The organism is Moheibacter sediminis (genome assembly GCF_900176425.1).
Taxonomy (GTDB): domain Bacteria; phylum Bacteroidota; class Bacteroidia; order Flavobacteriales; family Weeksellaceae; genus Moheibacter; species Moheibacter sediminis.
Map to the genome: position 1 here is coordinate 281,926 of NZ_FWXS01000003.1, position 16,925 is coordinate 298,850.

16 protein-coding genes are annotated in these 16,925 nt (G+C 36.6%); 3 read left to right on the plus strand and 13 right to left on the minus strand.

Going from position 1 to position 16,925, the window contains the following annotated elements; translation table 11 throughout:
• Window positions 1–28 precede the first annotated feature (28 nt).
• Together B8977_RS06435 and B8977_RS06440 are read right to left on the minus strand one after the other, a co-directional pair.
• Complete coding sequence (locus B8977_RS06435) at window positions 29–1,633, minus strand: T9SS type A sorting domain-containing protein (protein ID WP_084016855.1); 1,605 nt, start codon at window positions 1,631–1,633, stop codon at window positions 29–31.
• A gap of 12 nt (window positions 1,634–1,645) precedes the next feature.
• The gene (locus B8977_RS06440) at window positions 1,646–2,746 is read right to left on the minus strand and encodes a hypothetical protein (RefSeq protein WP_084016856.1); all 1,101 of its coding nucleotides are present in this window, start codon (window positions 2,744–2,746) and stop codon (window positions 1,646–1,648) included.
• Window positions 2,747–2,864: 118 nt separating this feature from the next.
• Between B8977_RS06440 and B8977_RS06445 the strand changes: the two genes are divergently transcribed.
• Window positions 2,865–3,359, plus strand: a complete 495-nt coding sequence (locus B8977_RS06445) for a Smr/MutS family protein (RefSeq protein ID WP_394334469.1) — start codon at window positions 2,865–2,867, stop codon at window positions 3,357–3,359.
• A gap of 64 nt (window positions 3,360–3,423) precedes the next feature.
• Here B8977_RS06445 and B8977_RS06450 read toward each other — a convergent pair whose 3' ends face one another.
• The 8 genes from B8977_RS06450 to pdxA form a co-directional block, all read right to left on the minus strand.
• Window positions 3,424–3,672 (minus strand): hypothetical protein, encoded by a 249-nt coding sequence (locus B8977_RS06450; protein WP_084016858.1) that lies wholly within the window; start codon window positions 3,670–3,672, stop codon window positions 3,424–3,426.
• A gap of 357 nt (window positions 3,673–4,029) precedes the next feature.
• Window positions 4,030–5,388 carry an acetyl-CoA carboxylase biotin carboxylase subunit gene (gene accC / locus B8977_RS06455; RefSeq protein WP_084016859.1) on the minus strand — a complete coding sequence of 453 codons (1,359 nt, stop codon included), beginning with the start codon at window positions 5,386–5,388 and terminating at the stop codon, window positions 4,030–4,032.
• A 19-nt stretch (window positions 5,389–5,407) separates the two neighbouring features.
• The gene (gene accB / locus B8977_RS06460; RefSeq protein WP_084016860.1) at window positions 5,408–5,893 is read right to left on the minus strand and encodes an acetyl-CoA carboxylase biotin carboxyl carrier protein; all 486 of its coding nucleotides are present in this window, start codon (window positions 5,891–5,893) and stop codon (window positions 5,408–5,410) included.
• A 230-nt stretch (window positions 5,894–6,123) separates the two neighbouring features.
• Window positions 6,124–6,324 (minus strand): 50S ribosomal protein L32, encoded by a 201-nt coding sequence (gene rpmF / locus B8977_RS06465; RefSeq protein ID WP_084016861.1) that lies wholly within the window; start codon window positions 6,322–6,324, stop codon window positions 6,124–6,126.
• A 15-nt stretch (window positions 6,325–6,339) separates the two neighbouring features.
• Window positions 6,340–6,897, minus strand: a complete 558-nt coding sequence (locus B8977_RS06470) for a YceD family protein (RefSeq protein WP_084016862.1) — start codon at window positions 6,895–6,897, stop codon at window positions 6,340–6,342.
• A gap of 59 nt (window positions 6,898–6,956) precedes the next feature.
• A complete protein-coding gene (locus tag B8977_RS06475; RefSeq protein WP_084016863.1) occupies window positions 6,957–8,552 on the minus strand; it encodes an ELWxxDGT repeat protein in 1,596 nt (531 codons plus the stop codon).
• Between the two features lie 72 nt (window positions 8,553–8,624).
• Complete coding sequence (locus B8977_RS06480) at window positions 8,625–8,987, minus strand: hypothetical protein (protein ID WP_084016864.1); 363 nt, start codon at window positions 8,985–8,987, stop codon at window positions 8,625–8,627.
• Window positions 8,988–9,031: 44 nt separating this feature from the next.
• Entirely contained in the window at window positions 9,032–10,099 is a 1,068-nt protein-coding gene (gene pdxA, locus B8977_RS06485; protein ID WP_084016865.1) for a 4-hydroxythreonine-4-phosphate dehydrogenase PdxA, read from the minus strand.
• Window positions 10,100–10,290: 191 nt separating this feature from the next.
• Between pdxA and B8977_RS06490 the strand changes: the two genes are divergently transcribed.
• Window positions 10,291–12,066 carry an aromatic amino acid hydroxylase gene (locus B8977_RS06490; protein ID WP_084016866.1) on the plus strand — a complete coding sequence of 592 codons (1,776 nt, stop codon included), beginning with the start codon at window positions 10,291–10,293 and terminating at the stop codon, window positions 12,064–12,066.
• On the opposite strand, the gene B8977_RS06495 is transcribed toward B8977_RS06490, so the two are convergent.
• From B8977_RS06495 to B8977_RS06505, 3 genes are read right to left on the minus strand one after another with little or no spacing between them, the layout of a single operon-like run.
• Window positions 12,035–12,484 (minus strand): hypothetical protein, encoded by a 450-nt coding sequence (locus tag B8977_RS06495; protein WP_245828466.1) that lies wholly within the window; start codon window positions 12,482–12,484, stop codon window positions 12,035–12,037. The two genes, B8977_RS06490 and B8977_RS06495, sit on opposite strands and share 32 nt — an antisense overlap.
• A gap of 3 nt (window positions 12,485–12,487) precedes the next feature.
• Entirely contained in the window at window positions 12,488–12,868 is a 381-nt protein-coding gene (locus tag B8977_RS06500; RefSeq protein WP_084016867.1) for a RidA family protein, read from the minus strand.
• A gap of 33 nt (window positions 12,869–12,901) precedes the next feature.
• Window positions 12,902–15,403 carry a putative LPS assembly protein LptD gene (locus B8977_RS06505; RefSeq protein WP_159447460.1) on the minus strand — a complete coding sequence of 834 codons (2,502 nt, stop codon included), beginning with the start codon at window positions 15,401–15,403 and terminating at the stop codon, window positions 12,902–12,904.
• Between the two features lie 166 nt (window positions 15,404–15,569).
• On the opposite strand from B8977_RS06505, the gene B8977_RS06510 reads away from it, so the two are divergent.
• Entirely contained in the window at window positions 15,570–16,862 is a 1,293-nt protein-coding gene (locus tag B8977_RS06510) for an N-acetylmuramoyl-L-alanine amidase family protein (RefSeq protein WP_245828469.1), read from the plus strand.
• Window positions 16,863–16,925: the final 63 nt, after the last annotated feature.

The following is a 16,925-nucleotide window of genomic DNA, read 5'->3' on the forward strand; positions in this document are numbered from 1 at the left end:
TTTTTTTGTTAAAATAGCTTTGTTAGAGTTATTGTTTGATAAATTTCATGGTAGTTTTCTTACCTTGATTTTCAACAGAAATTACATAAATTCCTTTGGCTAAATTAGAAACATTAACTTTGTTATCAGTTAATTTTGATTTAAGAACCAAGCTTCCTGTCAAATGAAATATTTCAACATTTGATCCATTTAATGATTTTCCTTGAACGTAAAGAATATCTTTTACAGGATTTGGATAGATGGAGATTTTCTCTGCCGCTGTATCGTTTACACCCAAGATACTTTCGCCTTCCACTATAACTAAGGTGGAATTGATTTCCGGATTTTCAATAGTATCTACAATTCCTGAAGGCCATCGAACAATTACCTTGTCAATTTCGGCATCGGTACCAATTCCAAAATGAGTGTTAAGCGTACTCATAAATGAGAAACCTTCACCGCTTCGTACGTCTCGGATTTGCATTCCCAACTCACTATAAAGTTCAACACGGGCACCGATACCATTTAAATTACTTTCAGTACCGATTGTATTTATTTTAAGCCAATTGTTAGAATTTCCACTATTGTAATAAACCCAACCAAAAGCATAAGCGTCTAAAAACCCATCATTGTTCAAATCCCCAATTGAAGCATCGGAGAAAGGTGCATTGATTGGCGTAAAAGTCATATCACCATTATTGATGAAAATTTTATTACCGTTTCCTGCGATGTCCAAATATCCATCATTGTTGAAATCATAAGTAAAATGTTCTCTGCTTGTGCCATTATAAATATCGAAGCCCGAACCTGCTGTGACATTTGTAAAAGTTCCATCACCATTATTTACCATCAATTCATGACTTCCTTGTCCACCCATTTGAGCATTTTTTCCGTTGAAAACATCCATCCATCCATCATTATTAAAATCACCCCAAGCAGAAGACCATTGTTCTGAAGTGCTATCCAAATTTGCTTCTCCGGCAACATTGGTAAATGTTCCATTACCATTGTTTCTATACAATTCGTTTCTTCTTCTTTCTTCCTCACCTCCGCATTTTGCAATATATAAATCTTGCTTACCATCGTTATTATAATCAATCCAAATTGAACCATAATGTCCACCTGAAGGATAATCTCCTAAACCTCCTTGATGGAATACGGGTGAATTATTTTCATTTGTATAATAAACACTTGGTTCGGTATCGTGACATACATAAGCATCAAGATTACCATCGTTGTCAATGTCAATGAAGTTAGAACGTTGAGCAAATACATATTGGTTGCCAGCATGAGTACTGTAGGAAACATTCATACCATTGACCTGCGTAAGCATAAAGGTAACTCCTTGAGAAGAACCGTATAACAAATCATTATATCCGTCTCCATTAAAATCTCCTGCAGCTAAAGACCAACCCGGAAGATATAACACATTACTTGTCGGGAAGTTTTGAGAAGTAAAAGTACCGTCCTCATTTTGGAATAGTACATGAATCTTGTTGCTGGAAACACTTACAATATCATCCAAAAAATCTCCGTTCATATCTACGACACACATTTTATAAGTCCCGTCAGCAGGAACATTTTGTGAAGTAAATGTAATTTGTCCATTTAAACTAAATGAAGCAAACATTAATAGTAAATAAAAGTTTTTCATATATGTTAATTATTAATTGCATTCTCCTTCTAAAGAATTGATCCATTGCGTAGTCAGAGTCACAGCCTCGTCATGGACTAAACTTCTGCCAATCATAGGCATTCTGATATTTTCTAAATCTGATTTAATTCTATGGTACATAGCAGATTTCCCTGGATTATTAGGAACCACTATATGTGTCACCTCTTCTCCAACAAATCCGCTGATGTTAATGTTTGGAACAATGCATACTCCTAAATTCAGCGGATCAGCCGTTTCAGAATAAGCAAGTTTTATAGGTAGGTAATTGCAGTGTCCGGTTTCGTTGTGGCAATGTGCACAGTTGATATCTAAGTAAGAACGGATCCGTTGATCCAGTGATTTTGAATTGTCAGTATAATTGACCATAGATACTATATTGCCAGGGGAACCTATATTCAGATACCCAAACTCTTCCCATTTTTCAATTTGGTTTTTATTTCCGTCAGAATAATTAATATTAAAATTCAAATTTTGTGGCTTAGGTCCAATCGGAATTGCAGCTTCAATTTGTTTGTGGCAAGTCAAACATTCTGATTTCGAAGGAATTCGATAAAGTACATTCTTAGTTTCCCCGTTTTGCGACCATTCAACGGGTACAAAACTTCCTTCCATATCGAGAACAGCTTCGTCTTGGGTATCATTCCATTTATAATTCGCAAATATCCATTCACTCCCTTTCTTGATCATCAAACGTGTTTCCAATATTTTTTTTGAATTATTCGGAGCTACATTATTGTAATAAAAATTTTTAATCAAAACTGTGCTTGAAGGGAAATTGAAAATTTTATCATCGGCAACATAATTGGCGCTTACACCATCTGGCATCCAGACAAATCTAGATTTCAATGCATAGTCAGTAAAAAGAGAAGAAATAGGTTCATAGGGTAAAACTCCATAAACAGGATCTAAATTAGCTAAGTTTCCTTTGAAAAAATTATAATCGGAAAGTTTAGGATAAGGTACTGCATTGATATCGAAAATAACCGGAGAAACTTCCGTTGGAGTTTCGTCAATTGGTCCGTCATTATCTGAAGAGCAGCCAACTATTGTAAAAAGAATAATTAAAAAAAATAAAGAATAAATTTGTCTCATGTGTAGTTATGTGTGTAAAAAACAATCGAAGTTAAGAAAATATTAATGACATTAGTCATGTGTGATAAATTATTTTCACATCATTTGACTAATTTAATTTCACTCTATATATTTGGCTGTGTTTAAAGTAGGAGATAAAATAAAAATAATCGATGACGACCAGACCGGTACTGTCATAAAAGTTAGTAAACAAGGCGTTTCAATCCTGAATGAACATGGATTTGAAGAAACTTTCAGTGCCTCGGAACTCATTCTCAATCAGGAATTGCTTATCAATGATTTTAATCCAAAACCCGAAACCAAACCCATCAAAAGTAAACCTCATCAAAGCGATGCTCCTAAAGAAATCGATTTGCACATAGGTCATTTAGTAGATTATCCTTCCGGTTTAAGCAATTATGAAATGTTGCAAATTCAATTGAATAAAGTAAAATACGAAATTGATTCCGCAAGAACTGACAAACGGAACCGAATTATTTTCATCCACGGACACGGCAGTGGAAAACTCCGTGAAGAACTGTATAAATTGCTCGAAGCCCAGTCTCGACTTGAATACTATGACGCATCATTCCAAAAATACAAACTTGGCGCCACCGAAGTCCGACTATTTTAAACCAATAAAAAAGAGAACCCAATCCAATTGAATTCTCTCATATTATAAAAATGGAAAATTAAAATTACATCATCGCCGTTCTTGGGTACCAAACACTGCACAAAATCCCCTCACTTGCTTTCTGAGGATGCGCGCAATTAATAGTCTGAAATTTCACACATTTCAAACAATCATCATCTCTGTGCAAAACCGCTTTGAACTGATATGCCTCACAAACCTGATTTTCACTCACCACGATTTCCTGCACAGCACAAATCTGCCCATTTATAAAATTCTCACAGTTTCCACAACATTTTGCCAATTGAACATTCATAACTAAGATTTTTAAAATTATAAATCAAATTTAAGAATTACCAAATCAAGAATAATTTTAAATAACTGAATTTCAGTTATTTGTATTTAGAATGAATTAAATTAGGATTTTAAACCCTCTTAAATCAAATCTCTAAGTTCTTATTTTTAACCTCTGAATTTATAATTTGGACGCCTTATCGCGCTTCTCCGGGGTACGCTGTCGCTTCCGTCTTCCGCTTCGCTTCAGACCGACTCGTTCCTCGCCGCCCTGCATATCGCGGGCGCAAATCCGCTTACACTGATATTTAACCCAATAAAAAAATGCCATCTTCAAAAACAGACGGCATTTTCATTATTTATAGAATGAATAAATTCCTTAAAAACGATCCGCGTAAGTTGGATCCAACACAAAATCTTCCATAAACTTCGTCGTGTAATTTCCTGCGATAAAATCAGGATTGTCCATCAACTGTCTGTGGAAAGGTACTGTAGTTTTGATTCCTTCGATGTAGAATTCTTCCAAAGCACGACGCATTTTCGCCAAAGATTCCTCACGCGACTGAGAAGTCACAATCAACTTCGCAATCATCGAATCATAAAACGGTGGAATCTGGTAACCTGCGTAAACATGCGTATCCACACGAACACCGTGTCCACCCGGAATGTTGATATTCGTAATCAATCCCGGTGAAGGACGGAATCCTGCGTAAGGATCCTCCGCGTTGATTCTACATTCAATCGAATGTAATTTCGGGAAATAATTTTTTCCGGAAATTTTCTGACCCGCAGCCAAAAGAATTTGTTCTTTAACTAAGTCGTAGTCAATTACTTGTTCTGTAATTGGGTGTTCCACCTGGATTCTCGTATTCATTTCCATGAAATAAAAATCTCCGTGTTTGTCTACCAAAAATTCAATGGTTCCAACACCTTCATATCCGATATATTCAGCCGCTTTTACAGCCGCATTCCCCATTCTTTCTCTCAAATCATCTGTCATGAAAGGAGAAGGCGTTTCTTCAACCAATTTCTGGTGACGACGCTGAACCGAACAGTCTCTTTCAGACAAGTGACAAGCTCTTCCGGTATAATCTCCTGCAACCTGGATTTCAATATGACGAGGTTCCTCGATTAATTTCTCCATGTACATGCCACCGTTTCCGAAAGCAGCAGTTGCTTCCTGAACCGCAGATTCCCAGTGTTTTTCAAGCTCATTTTCTGCCCAAACAGCACGCATTCCTTTTCCACCCCCACCGGCAGTAGCTTTGATCATTACAGGATATCCGATTTTTTTCGCGATTTTTTTCGCTTCAGCATAATCTTTCAAAATCCCTTCAGAACCCGGAACTACAGGAACTCCAGCTTCGATCATCGTAGCTTTTGCAGTTGCTTTGTCACCCATTTTGTCTATGTGTTCCGGAGAAGCACCGATGAATTTGATGCCATGTTCGCGACAAGTTTTGGAAAATTTAGAATTTTCTGAAAGAAATCCGTAACCCGGATGTATAGCGTCAGCATCTGTAATTTCAGCAGCTGAAATGATATTGGTAATTTTTAAATAAGACTCAGCACTCGATGGTGGTCCGATACAAACGGCTTCGTCTGCAAAACGTACGTGCAAACTGTCTTGGTCTGCAGTAGAATAAACCGCTACGGTTTTGATTCCCATTTCTTTTGCGGTACGGATTACGCGCATCGCAATCTCACCTCGGTTTGCAATTAATATTTTTTTAAACATATTTTGCTTTTTTGGTGATTTAAGAAGGATCGATTAGAAACAATGGCTGATCGTACTCGATTGGAGTCGCATCGTCTGCCAGAATTTTCACAATTTTACCTGAAACTTCAGATTCAATTTCATTGAATAATTTCATGGCTTCCACAATACAAAGTACACTTCCCGGTGAAACGCTGTCTCCTACAGAAACAAATGCATCTTTTCCAGGTCCTGATGAACGGTAAAAAGTTCCGATCATTGGAGATTTTACAGTGATGTATTTTGAATTGTCCTCAGCAGGTGCTGCTTCAGCTTTGCTTTCGCCGACTGCAGGAGCAGAAGGTTGAAATGCCTGTGGAGCTTGTTGCATCATTGGTTGCTGCATCATTTGTGGTTGTGCATACGTAATGGTTTGTCCGCCAATGTTTTTGATTTTTATTTCAAATTCTTCAAGTTTCAAACTGACTTCAGCAACTTCTGATTTTGATACGAATCTGATCAGGTTTTGTATTTCTTTAATGTCCATAACTGTGTTTTATTTTTATAAAAATTGCGGTAGGAATTTCAAAAGTAAAATAAAAGTATGAAATGAGCATAAAAATCTACCTTTAAGATGGCGATTTTTTACACAAACTTCTGTGTCTGCTGACATGCAGGCATATGACTTTTAATTTAATTAAAATAGAATAGATGAAAAAATTGAAAAAGCTGTCTCTAAATTTTAGAAACAGCTTTTTAATTTTCTTATCAATAGAATTATTCTACTTCTTCGTCTTGTTGTTTTGACATTACGACTTTCCCTCTGTAGTACATTTTACCGTCAAGCCAGTAAGCTCTGTGGTAAAGATGTGCTTCTCCGGTTGCTTTGTCAACAGCCAATTGAGGTGCTTCGATTTTGTAATGCGTTCTACGTTTATCTCTTCTCGTAGTGGACTGTCGTCTCTTAGGATGTGCCATAACTTATATTATTTCTCAGTTATTATTTTTTAGTTTTTTCAATTGTTCCCAACGAGGGTCTATTTCTTCGTCGTTTGAATTTTCTTCTTCAATTATTTCACTTTCATTGTCAAGGCTGTATTGGTTAAGCAATTCCAACATTTTAGAATGGCTTTTTCCACTTTCAACATCCGGATGAATTCTTTTTATGGGCAAAGCCAGCAAAGTCATTTCATATACCATCTGTGCGATATTGACAGAATGTTCTCCTTGCGGAATCACCCAAACTTCATCATCAGAATAGTCGTGTTCTTCTCCGAATTTTACAATGACATCAGATTTCCCTTTAATTTTCTGACTATAAGGCTCGTTGGTCAAATCACAATTGAGTTCGACTGTACCTTTTAATTTGAAATGCAATTCAAGAAAATTATTTTTCTTATCCAGAACTAATTTCAATTTCAAATCAGGTTTTTGGAAATCCTGTTCAAATTCAAACAAATCAAAGAACGGCTGAGTGATGTGAAATTCGAAATCATGCTCTCCCAAATTCAATCCTGAAAAGGAAACATTATAATATCTAAACTTTTCCATAACCCAAACGGACGGCAAAGATAATACATCTACTTGAAATACAATGAAGTTTTGTGAAATTATTTTTTGATAAACTTCGTCGAAAATGTTTGTTTGTCTGTCATCACTTTTACAATATAATTTCCGCTGGGTAAAGCAGATACGTTGACAGAAATTTTTGAATTCATTTTTTTCAGAATTAATTTTCCAGAAAGGTCATAAATCTGTGTTTCCTTTATGATGGATCCTGCTGGCAGGTTCAAGTGCAATTCATTATTTACAGGATTCGGATAGATTTCAAGTTTGTTCACTTGACCCAATTCTACCGTTCCCATTTCAGAAAACTTCAACTTCCACAATTCAACTCCATGATTATCAAATTCTGCTTTGAAATATAATTCATCATTGAAAACCGTAAAAAATGGTAAAAAGTACAATGGACTCTGTGCCGTATTTCCTTCAGGAACAATCTTTACTGTTCCTTCTTCTGTTCCATTGGTCATCCAAAGTTCGCTTCCATTGGTTCCGTCAATGGCAACGAAAAAGAGTTTGTTCTGATAAGTTCCAAAGAAATTTGGCGCAGAATACCCGTTGGGGTTGATATCTTTAAGCATAAAGGTTCCTGCTTCGGTTCCATCAGTTACCCACAATTCTTCAGAATGAGTTCCATCTGTTGCTTGGAAATAAATTTTACCGTTAAATGCAATCAAAGCGCCCGGAAAAGAGTCTTCCATTCCTGGATTGATGTCTTTCACCATCATCGTTCCTTCTTCAGTTCCGTCCGTTACCCACAGTTCCCTTCCGTGTTCGCCATCATTGGCCCTGAAATAAATTTTTCCATTTAAAACCGTCAACTCATTCGGACCTGAACCTTCGTTTGGATTGATGTCTTTTATTTTAACAGTTCCAGTTTCGGTACCATCGGTCATCCACAATTCATCGCCATATTGGTCATCTGCACGGAAAAACATTTTGTCATTTAAAACCATAAAATTGCGCGGATAAGAATCAAACGAAGTGTCAATATCTTTTACCATATATGTTCCGGTTTCCGTGCCATCCGTAACCCAAAGTTCTGAGCCATGAATGCCATCAGCTGCCTGAAAGTAAACCTTCCCATTGAATTCTGTGAACCCATAAGGATAAGAACTGTCTGAAGGGTGGATGTTTTTTAGCATGGTCGTTCCTTCTGCTGTTCCGTCACTGATCCAAACTTCTTCTCCATTAGTTCCATCGTTGGCAGTAAACAAAACTTTTTCTCCAAATTTGAAAAAATTCAAAGGAACTGAACTGTTACCACCTACCAAAATATCCTTCAGTATATAGGTTCCAGCTTCCGCTCCATCCGTAATCCATAATTCAATTCCGTGAGAATCATCATTGGCAGAGAAAATCAATTTCCCGTTTATTTCAGTCAAATTGGAAATGCTGGAATTTCCATCAGGGTTTAAATCTTTGATAAGCAAAGTTCCTGATTCAGTTCCGTCAGTGAACCACAATTCTTCATTGTGAACTCCGTCATCTGCGGAAAAATATAATTTATCATTGAAAACTTTGAGTTGTGAAATGCTGCTTTCTCCGTTAGGATTGATGTCTTTGAGTAAATTAATTTCAGTTTCCTGACTCCAGGCATTGATCAATAACAAGGATACTAAAATTGTAAAAGTCTTTTTCATTTTTCAAAATTAGATGGCAAGTTAAAGAATCCAAATGAAAATCTGGATGAGATTACGTTTTCTTAACACATATTATTTCTGAGAATTTTCAATTATCTGAATGTCTTTCTCCGATTTCAAAATAATTTCAGGTTTGTCTTTGTAAAGAATCAATTTGCCTGTTACACAAAATGATTTTTCTGGTAAAAAATCAGCCGGAATATAACTGAAATTTTTCAAATCTTTTTCAAAAATGGCCAATGTCAAAGGATTGTCGGGATAAGATTTTCCGACATTCAGTAAAGTCATTCCGTTGCTTTTGATGATGTAAGAGCCATAGATTTTATCGCAAATCGTAACTTTTTTGTCAAAATTTTGTGGAATTTCTTCAAGTGAAATTTGTTTTTGAGCAAATGAAATTGAACTCAATAAAAGCATAAAATAAAGTATTTTCATAATAGGGTAAACTTGTTGGTTTTACTAAACTATGAAAAATAATTTTATCTGCTCTCTCTTTCTAATTTTATTTCTCTCGTTTTCAAAACATTTTGGGTAAGTTCTGCATATTCTGTTCGGTTTTTAAAAATTTCAATTGCCGTAAAAACAGCTTCTTTGAACGAAGTTTCATCTGCGATTCCTTTTCCTGCTATGTCATAAGCTGTTCCATGATCGGGCGAAGTGCGTACGAACGGAAGCGAAGCCGTGTAGTTCACACCTTCTTCAAAACACAAAGTTTTAAACGGAATCAAAGCTTGGTCGTGGTACATGCCCAAAACTGCATCAAAAGTTTCGATGTTTGAAGACGTGAAAAAACTATCAGCCGCATAAGGTCCAAAAACCAACATTCCTTTTTCATAAAGGGATTGAATGGCAGGCATGATAATTTCTTGTTCTTCCGAACCGAGCAATCCATTGTCGCCCGAATGAGGATTTAATCCTAAAACGGCAATTTTTGGTTTTCTGACGCCAAAATCAACTTTTAAACTTTGATGCAAGGCTTCAACTTTTTCAGTAATATTTTCTTTGTTGATTTTTTGCGCCACATCTTTAAGCGGAATGTGCTGCGTTACCAAGCTTACTTTCAGCATTTCCGTAACCAAAAACATAAGAGGTTTTCCTTTCCAAACTTCTCCTAAATATTCGGTGTGGCCAGGGAAGTTGAAGTTTTCTGATTGGATGTTTTTCTTATTAATTGGCGCGGTTACCAAAACATCACAAACTCCATTCTGAACGGATTCTGCAGCGGCTTTTAAAGATTCGTAAGCGTATTTTCCAGAAGTTTCAGTGGGGTTTCCAAATTCCAATTTTGCAGGCTCTTTCCATAGATTCACCACATTGATCTTACGGTCAACAGCTTGTTCAGCAGAATTAATTCCAAAAAACTGCAGTGAATTGTCATTCAACAAATCTTTGTATTGCGACAAATGTTTGGTCGAGCCAAAAATTACAGGAGTGAAAAAATCGAGGATATTTTTATCAAGCAAAGTTTTTACGATGATTTCATATCCGATTCCGTTGGCATCACCGACTGAGATTGCTACACGTATTTTTTTATCTGGAGTTGTCATTAATTCTGTGTAAAATAAATTTGAACAAAGGTAAGGTTAAAAAATGAGTGAAAAGTCAAAAGTGAAAAGTAGAAAATGGGAAGATTTTGTAAGGTAATATTAAGTTGTAAAATAAAAACATCTAGCTTCTAACATCACTCATCCAACAAAAATCCGTACCTTAGTCAATCAAAACAAACAATACAAAAGTGATGTCATACGAAGAAAATGAAGTTCTGAAACGTCTGCCCGAACACCTTAAACAATTTATCAATAACCAAGATTATAATTCATATACGCCTGTTGATCAAGCGGTTTGGCGTTATGTGATGCGTAAAAATGTAGATTATTTGAAGCAGGTTGCGCACGGAAGTTATGTGGAGGGATTGCAAAAAACCGGAATTTCTACCGAAAATATTCCGAGTATGTATGGTATGAACCGTATTCTGAAAGACATTGGATGGGCTGCCGTTGCGGTGGATGGATTCATCCCGCCGACAGCTTTTATGGAATTTCAGGCTTACAATGTTTTGGTGATCGCACAAGATATCCGCCAGATTGAAAACATGGAATATACACCAGCTCCCGACATCATTCACGAATCTGCAGGTCACGCACCGATTATAGCCAATCCTGAATATGCGGAGTATTTAAGAAGATTCGGTGAGATTGGAAGCAAAGCGATTTCCTCTTCACTCGATTATGAAATGTATGAAGCGATTCGCCATTTGTCTATCGTAAAAGAAGACCGTGATAGCGACCCGAAAGTGATTGACATTGCCAATCAGCGTGTTTTGGATTTGCAGAATTCAATGACGGAATTGTCTGAAATGGCAAAAATCAGAAATTTACATTGGTGGACAGTTGAGTATGGCTTGATTGGAACTTTAGAAAATCCAAAAATTTATGGAGCGGGATTGCTTTCTTCGATTGGTGAAAGTAAATGGTGCATGGGAACTGAAGTAAAAAAAATGCCTTATGATCTTTCTGCTGCGGAAGTTTCTTTTGATATTACGCAGCCACAGCCGCAATTGTTTGTCACGCCGGATTTTTCACATTTGAATTTTGTGTTGGAACAATTTGCCAATAAAATGGGATTGAGAAAAGGTGGAACGGAAGGAATCGAACAATTAATTGAATCTAAAAATTTAGGAACAATTGAATACAATACAGGAATTCAGGTTTCAGGATTTTTCAAAAGAGTAATTACGGACAATCATGGAAATCCGGTTTACGTTCAAACGGAAGGAAAAACTGCTTTGTCTTACCACGAAAAAGAATTAATCGGTCACGGAGCCACTTATCATTCAGAAGGATTTGGCTCGCCAATCGGTAAGTTGAAAAATATAAATATTGCGATTGAAAACATGTCGCCCAACGACTTGGAAGCCTACAAAATCAAAGAAGGCAATATGACCAAATTGGAATTTGAAGGTGGAATTACTGTGGAAGGCGAAGTCATCACCGGAGCACGCAACCGAAAAGGAAAAGTACTTTTGATTTCATTCAAAAATTGTACGGTGAAACATTATGATGAAATCTTATTTCATCCGGATTGGGGCGTTTATGACATGGCGATTGGCAAAACGATTGTGGCGGCTTATGCCGGCCCGGCAGATTTTACTTCGTTTGATATGAAAACGCATCATTTGGAATCCAAAGAAAAGAAAACGGAAATAGATTCGAGTGAACAAACACTTCGCGATTTGTACCAAAAAGTTCGATTTTTAAGAGAAAACAATTCCGCTTCGGAAAGTATGCTCAATGAGATTTTCCAGAAATTAAAATTGGAATATCCAGAAGAATGGCTGCTTCCGGTTGAAATTTATGAACTTTCTTATTTGAATAAATATTTAATTCAAAATGAAATTAAAGAATATTTACATTCCTTAATTTCAAAAAGAAAAGATGTCGCGCATTTGATCGAAGACGGAATTTTCCTTTCTGAAAATCCCGTTATAACTTCACCTGAGCCAATTTCTTTGTGACGACATCGGTAAGTAAACCGCCGAGCCAAGAGAAAAAGAAAAAAACGGGCATGATAGAAAGTTCGTACCAGGTTGGGTGATGCGGTGTGAAAATCACATCGCCCAATGCAATCAGGAATAGGATGAATCCAACAAATGCAGCGTATGCTTTTTTGGCGCGTTTAACGATAATTGCTGTTACCAATCCACCCACCATCGCACCGATTCCGCATGAAAAAAGCAATACTGCAAAGAATTCATTTCTGACCTCCTCACTTCTTGCGGCATGTTTGATGACACGGTTCCAGTGTTCATAAGGGAAGCGTATATAATCGTATTCGATCCAGTTTTTATCAAGGGTAATTCCCAGCATGATGATTGCCAGAGCGGCAGCCAGACCGAGAATGACCCCAAAAGAATTTCGTAAAATGTGAATCATCTTTTATAAGTGAGCAATCATTGAAATTTCAACATTTACATTTTTTGGCAATTTTGAAACTTGAACGGTTTCACGTGCCGGATAATTTCCTGCTTCGAAATAAGAAGCATAAATTTCATTTACCAAAGCAAAATCATCCATGTTTTTCAAGAAAATACTTGTTTTTACAGCATTTGAAAAAGTTGCCCCTGCTTCTTCCAAAATTGCTTTCAGATTTTTCATTACCTGATGCGCTTCTTCGCCTACGCCGCCTGTAACGATTTCTCCCGTTTCCGGATCGGCAGGAATTTGACCTGAAATAAACAATAAATTATTGATAGAAACTGCTTGGCTATATGGTCCGATGGCTTGTGGTGCTTTTGTAGTGTTGATTGTATTTTTCATTTAGTTTTTTTCTTTTGCAAATATATTGAACTTTTAGAAGTTCGATTGATTGATTAACTGAGAAGATCTGTCGTCGTACTTAACCGCATCACTCAAAATGCTTGCTTTGATTCCGATAAAGAAATTCCATGTTTTGTATTGTCCAAAAGGAACCCACGAAAAAGTCAAGTTGAAACTTCGTAAATCCCTTGTGAAATTAAATGTAGCCTGAGAAAATCTTTGCGAAACAAAATCATATGAAGTATTGGTTGATAAACTCCAGTATGGCGATGGCGAAATCGCTGCATTGATACCTAAAACGGTATTGTTTGTCCCCACTAAGGTATTGTCTTTTATGTAACTGTGATTTAATGATAATCCTAATTTCCAAGGAATTGTAAAGTGAGCGTAATCATAGTCGTCAAAATAGAAATTTTCGTTTCTGACGCTTCCTCGTTTTTTATATTTTTTTGAATCCATTTCTCCTCCACCAAAAGTTTTGTTGTCGAAGTTGTAACCAAAATTTACATTGTATCCTGTCAATCGGAATGCGCCTATTTTGTCAATTTCCGTACCTCTTGTGGAACCATCTTCAAATACAATTTTATAGGGGCTGAAACTTGCTCTGAACTGTAAATTGAATTGGTCAAATAATCTGGTCATTCCTGAAACGCTGATATCGCCCATTTTGAATGATTCGGCAGCTAAATTATAAGAAGAACTGATGTCGAGATATTCAAAAATTTTGATTTTTTTAAACCCTGTAGAATCTGATTTTGAACGAACTTTCATTTCGAGATTATTTCTCAAGCTGAAATTCAATCCTGCATTTTGACCCCGGCTTGGTGGTGCAAACGCGCCATTGTCAAATCTTGAGTAGATGACCCTTTTTCCATCTGCACCTCTGTATGTGGTGTAGTATCCCCATTCTTCAGCTCCGAAATCCGGTCTGTAACTAAATCCAACTGTTGGAGATATCACGTGTCTGATTCCTTTGATGGTGGCGTTTTCATTTTTGGAAATGTAAGTTCCGTACAAATTGGTACTGACGCTGGTTCCCATGTTAAATTCGCGGTAAGCATCAAAGCCATTTATGTTGGTGTCCACAATTTTCCTTTCTTCAAAATCGTATCTTCTGTCGATTGTCTTTAGTGCCCAAACTTCATCATAGCCCGCACTGAAGCTCACCGGAAAATAGCTTCCCAATGTTACACCTGTATTTAAAGTTACGGCATGTTTTGCACCATTTTTTGCATTGTCCCACATACGGCTTGTAAAGGCCTCTTCTTCTGTTGTGTTGATGCTGTTGATTACATTTAAATTATATCCGACTGCAAGGTTGTTTAATAAACCTTTTTTACTTCCTACTTTTGGTGCAAAAGGATAAATCCTGCTCATGTTGAAAGTAAGCTGAGGTAATGTGAATAGCATATCTCCTGTGTTGAAATTCAAATTGTTATTAGCAGTGACTGCTAACGAAAAAGGAGAATTTGGAAATATTTTATTAATTGAAATAGATGAACTGCTATTATTGTCATAAATATTTCCGTTTATGATATTATTGTTGTTGATACCATCGCGGTAAAACGTTGAACTTCTATAGTTAATACCAATGTTAAATGTTAAGTTAGGATTTGCTTTTGCGTCTTGTGAATGGTTCCATGTCAAAGCATAGGTGGTTGACTTGCTGTAGTTGTCCAGTCCTTTGATTCCGGTAACTCGGTTTTGGTAGTCAAACGCAAAACTACCATTGAATCGGTATTTTTTTCGGTAAGCTGATGCAGCTCTTACCTGCCAGCTTCCTTTGGTATACAATCCTCCTGTAACCGCTAAGTCGAGATAATCACCGATGGGTAAATAAAATCCCATTCCCTCCAAAAAGAAACCTACATCGGTTCTTTCTCCAAATGAAGGGATAATGATTCCCGCACTTCTTGTATCGCCCATTGGTAAATAAGCAAAAGGTAAAGTCAGTGGAGTAGGAACATCATAAATCCTCATATTGATTGGACCGGTAATCATGACTTTATTTTTTTTGCCATCGATAAATTTTGCACGGCTGGCTCTCAAAACATAATCCGGTTCTTCTGTCTTCCTTTCGATAAAATAAGTATCTGTCGTATAATCAGCACCACGAATGTACATCAAACTGTCGTTGGCACGTTTTACACGGTTTCCGACCAGAACACCTTCGCCTTCATTGATTCTTACATTGTAAGCAACGCCCACTTTTGTTTTGAAATTGACTTTGAAACTGTGCTGTTCGTATTCTTTTCCGGCCTGTTTGAAAATCGTAGGTTCTATGATCATTCCGGTAGAATCACGTTTTCCATCTGCGTAAACATCACCCGTTTCCCAATTGATTTCAACATAATCTGCACGGATTTCCATGTCGGTATAATTCACTACGGCATTTCGCATGAGGTAACTCATTTTTTTTCTCCACTCGTGAATCTGGTCATCAGAATTATAAGCCAATACATCTTCTAAGCGTTCTTCTCGCTGAACGGTATCAATTTTGATAGAGTCAACAGCAATAACCGAACTGTCACTCACGTTTTGATTAGGTTCAATTTGTGAAAACACCCAACTGTTAATAAACAGTAGAAAAAATAATACAATTACGTATTTAAATACTCTTTTATACAAGTAATAAAACTTATTTTTGCGCTAAATTGGGTCAAAAGTAATCAAAAAATGTGGCTGTAGTATGAGATTAACAATGATTAACAAACAAATTTTTTTTAGTACACTCTTCTTCCTTTTATTCATAGGGAATTCATTCGCTCAAAAAAAGCAAAATTTCGTAATTGTAATCGATGCCGGACACGGTGGGAAAGACTCCGGAGCCAAGGGTGTAGTGGAAAACGAAAAAGATATTGTACTAGATGTTTCGCTTCAGGTCGGTAAATTAATCGAAAAAAAATACAAAGATGTAAAAGTGGTTTATACCAGAACTACCGATGTCTTTTTGGAATTATATGAAAGAGCCTCTATTGCCAATAAAAATCACGCAAATTTATTTATATCCATCCATTGTAATTCAGCAAAAAACAACAGTGCTTACGGTTCGGAAACCTATGTGATGGGTATGCGTCGAATGCAGGATAATATTGAGGTTTCGCAGCGTGAAAACAACGTAATTCTTTTGGAAGATAACCAGGAACGTTACCAGAGATTTAATCCAAACGATCCTGAAGCGGTTATAGCATTTGAGATTATGCACTCTGCATACCAAGGACAAAGCATCAGATTTGCCCAATTGGTGGAAAATGAATTTGTGAAAAATGGTCGTTCAAGCCGCGGTGTGAAACAAAATATTTTTCACGTTCTCAGAGAAAATGCCTCTCCTTCAGTTTTGATTGAATTGGGATTTATCAATAATTATGACGAAGGAACTTACCTCGCAAGTTCAAAAGGAAAAGAAGAAATGTCAGAAGCGATTTTGAAAGCTTTTGATGTTTATAAAAAAGAATACGACAGCAAAAGCGGAATTGGCGAAGAAGTTGTCGAAGAAAAACCAAAAGAAGTTGAGAAACCGGTTCCCGGAAAAACATTCAAGATTCAGTTTTTGGTTTCGAAAAATAAATATTCTGCAAGTGCAGCACAATTGAAAGGTTTGACGGGTGTCGAAATTGTGCAGACCGGAGATACTTACAAATATTATTACGGCAATACGAATATGGCGTCTGAGCGTGATGAATTGCTTGAGCTGGTCAAAAGAAAAGGCTTTAAAGATGCTTTTGTTGCAGAATTTACAAACAATGAAAAGCTTCAGGGAAAACAGAATTACCGCATTCAATTCCTTACTTCCAATCAGAAATACAGAGACAAAGACCAGAAATTTGCCGGCTTGAAAAATGTGTTGCGAATCAAAGATGGTAAGTTGTATAAATATTTCCATGGTTCCGAGAAAACCTATGATGCAGCGCAAAACACTTTGAAACAAGTTCAGGACAAAGGATTCAAAAATGCGTTCGTAGTTACCTTTGACGGAGAAAAAATAATTGAGTAATTTCTACTGAAACACTTTTCCATTAAGAATCTTTGGTTTTTTTTGGCATTTGTTTTGTATAAA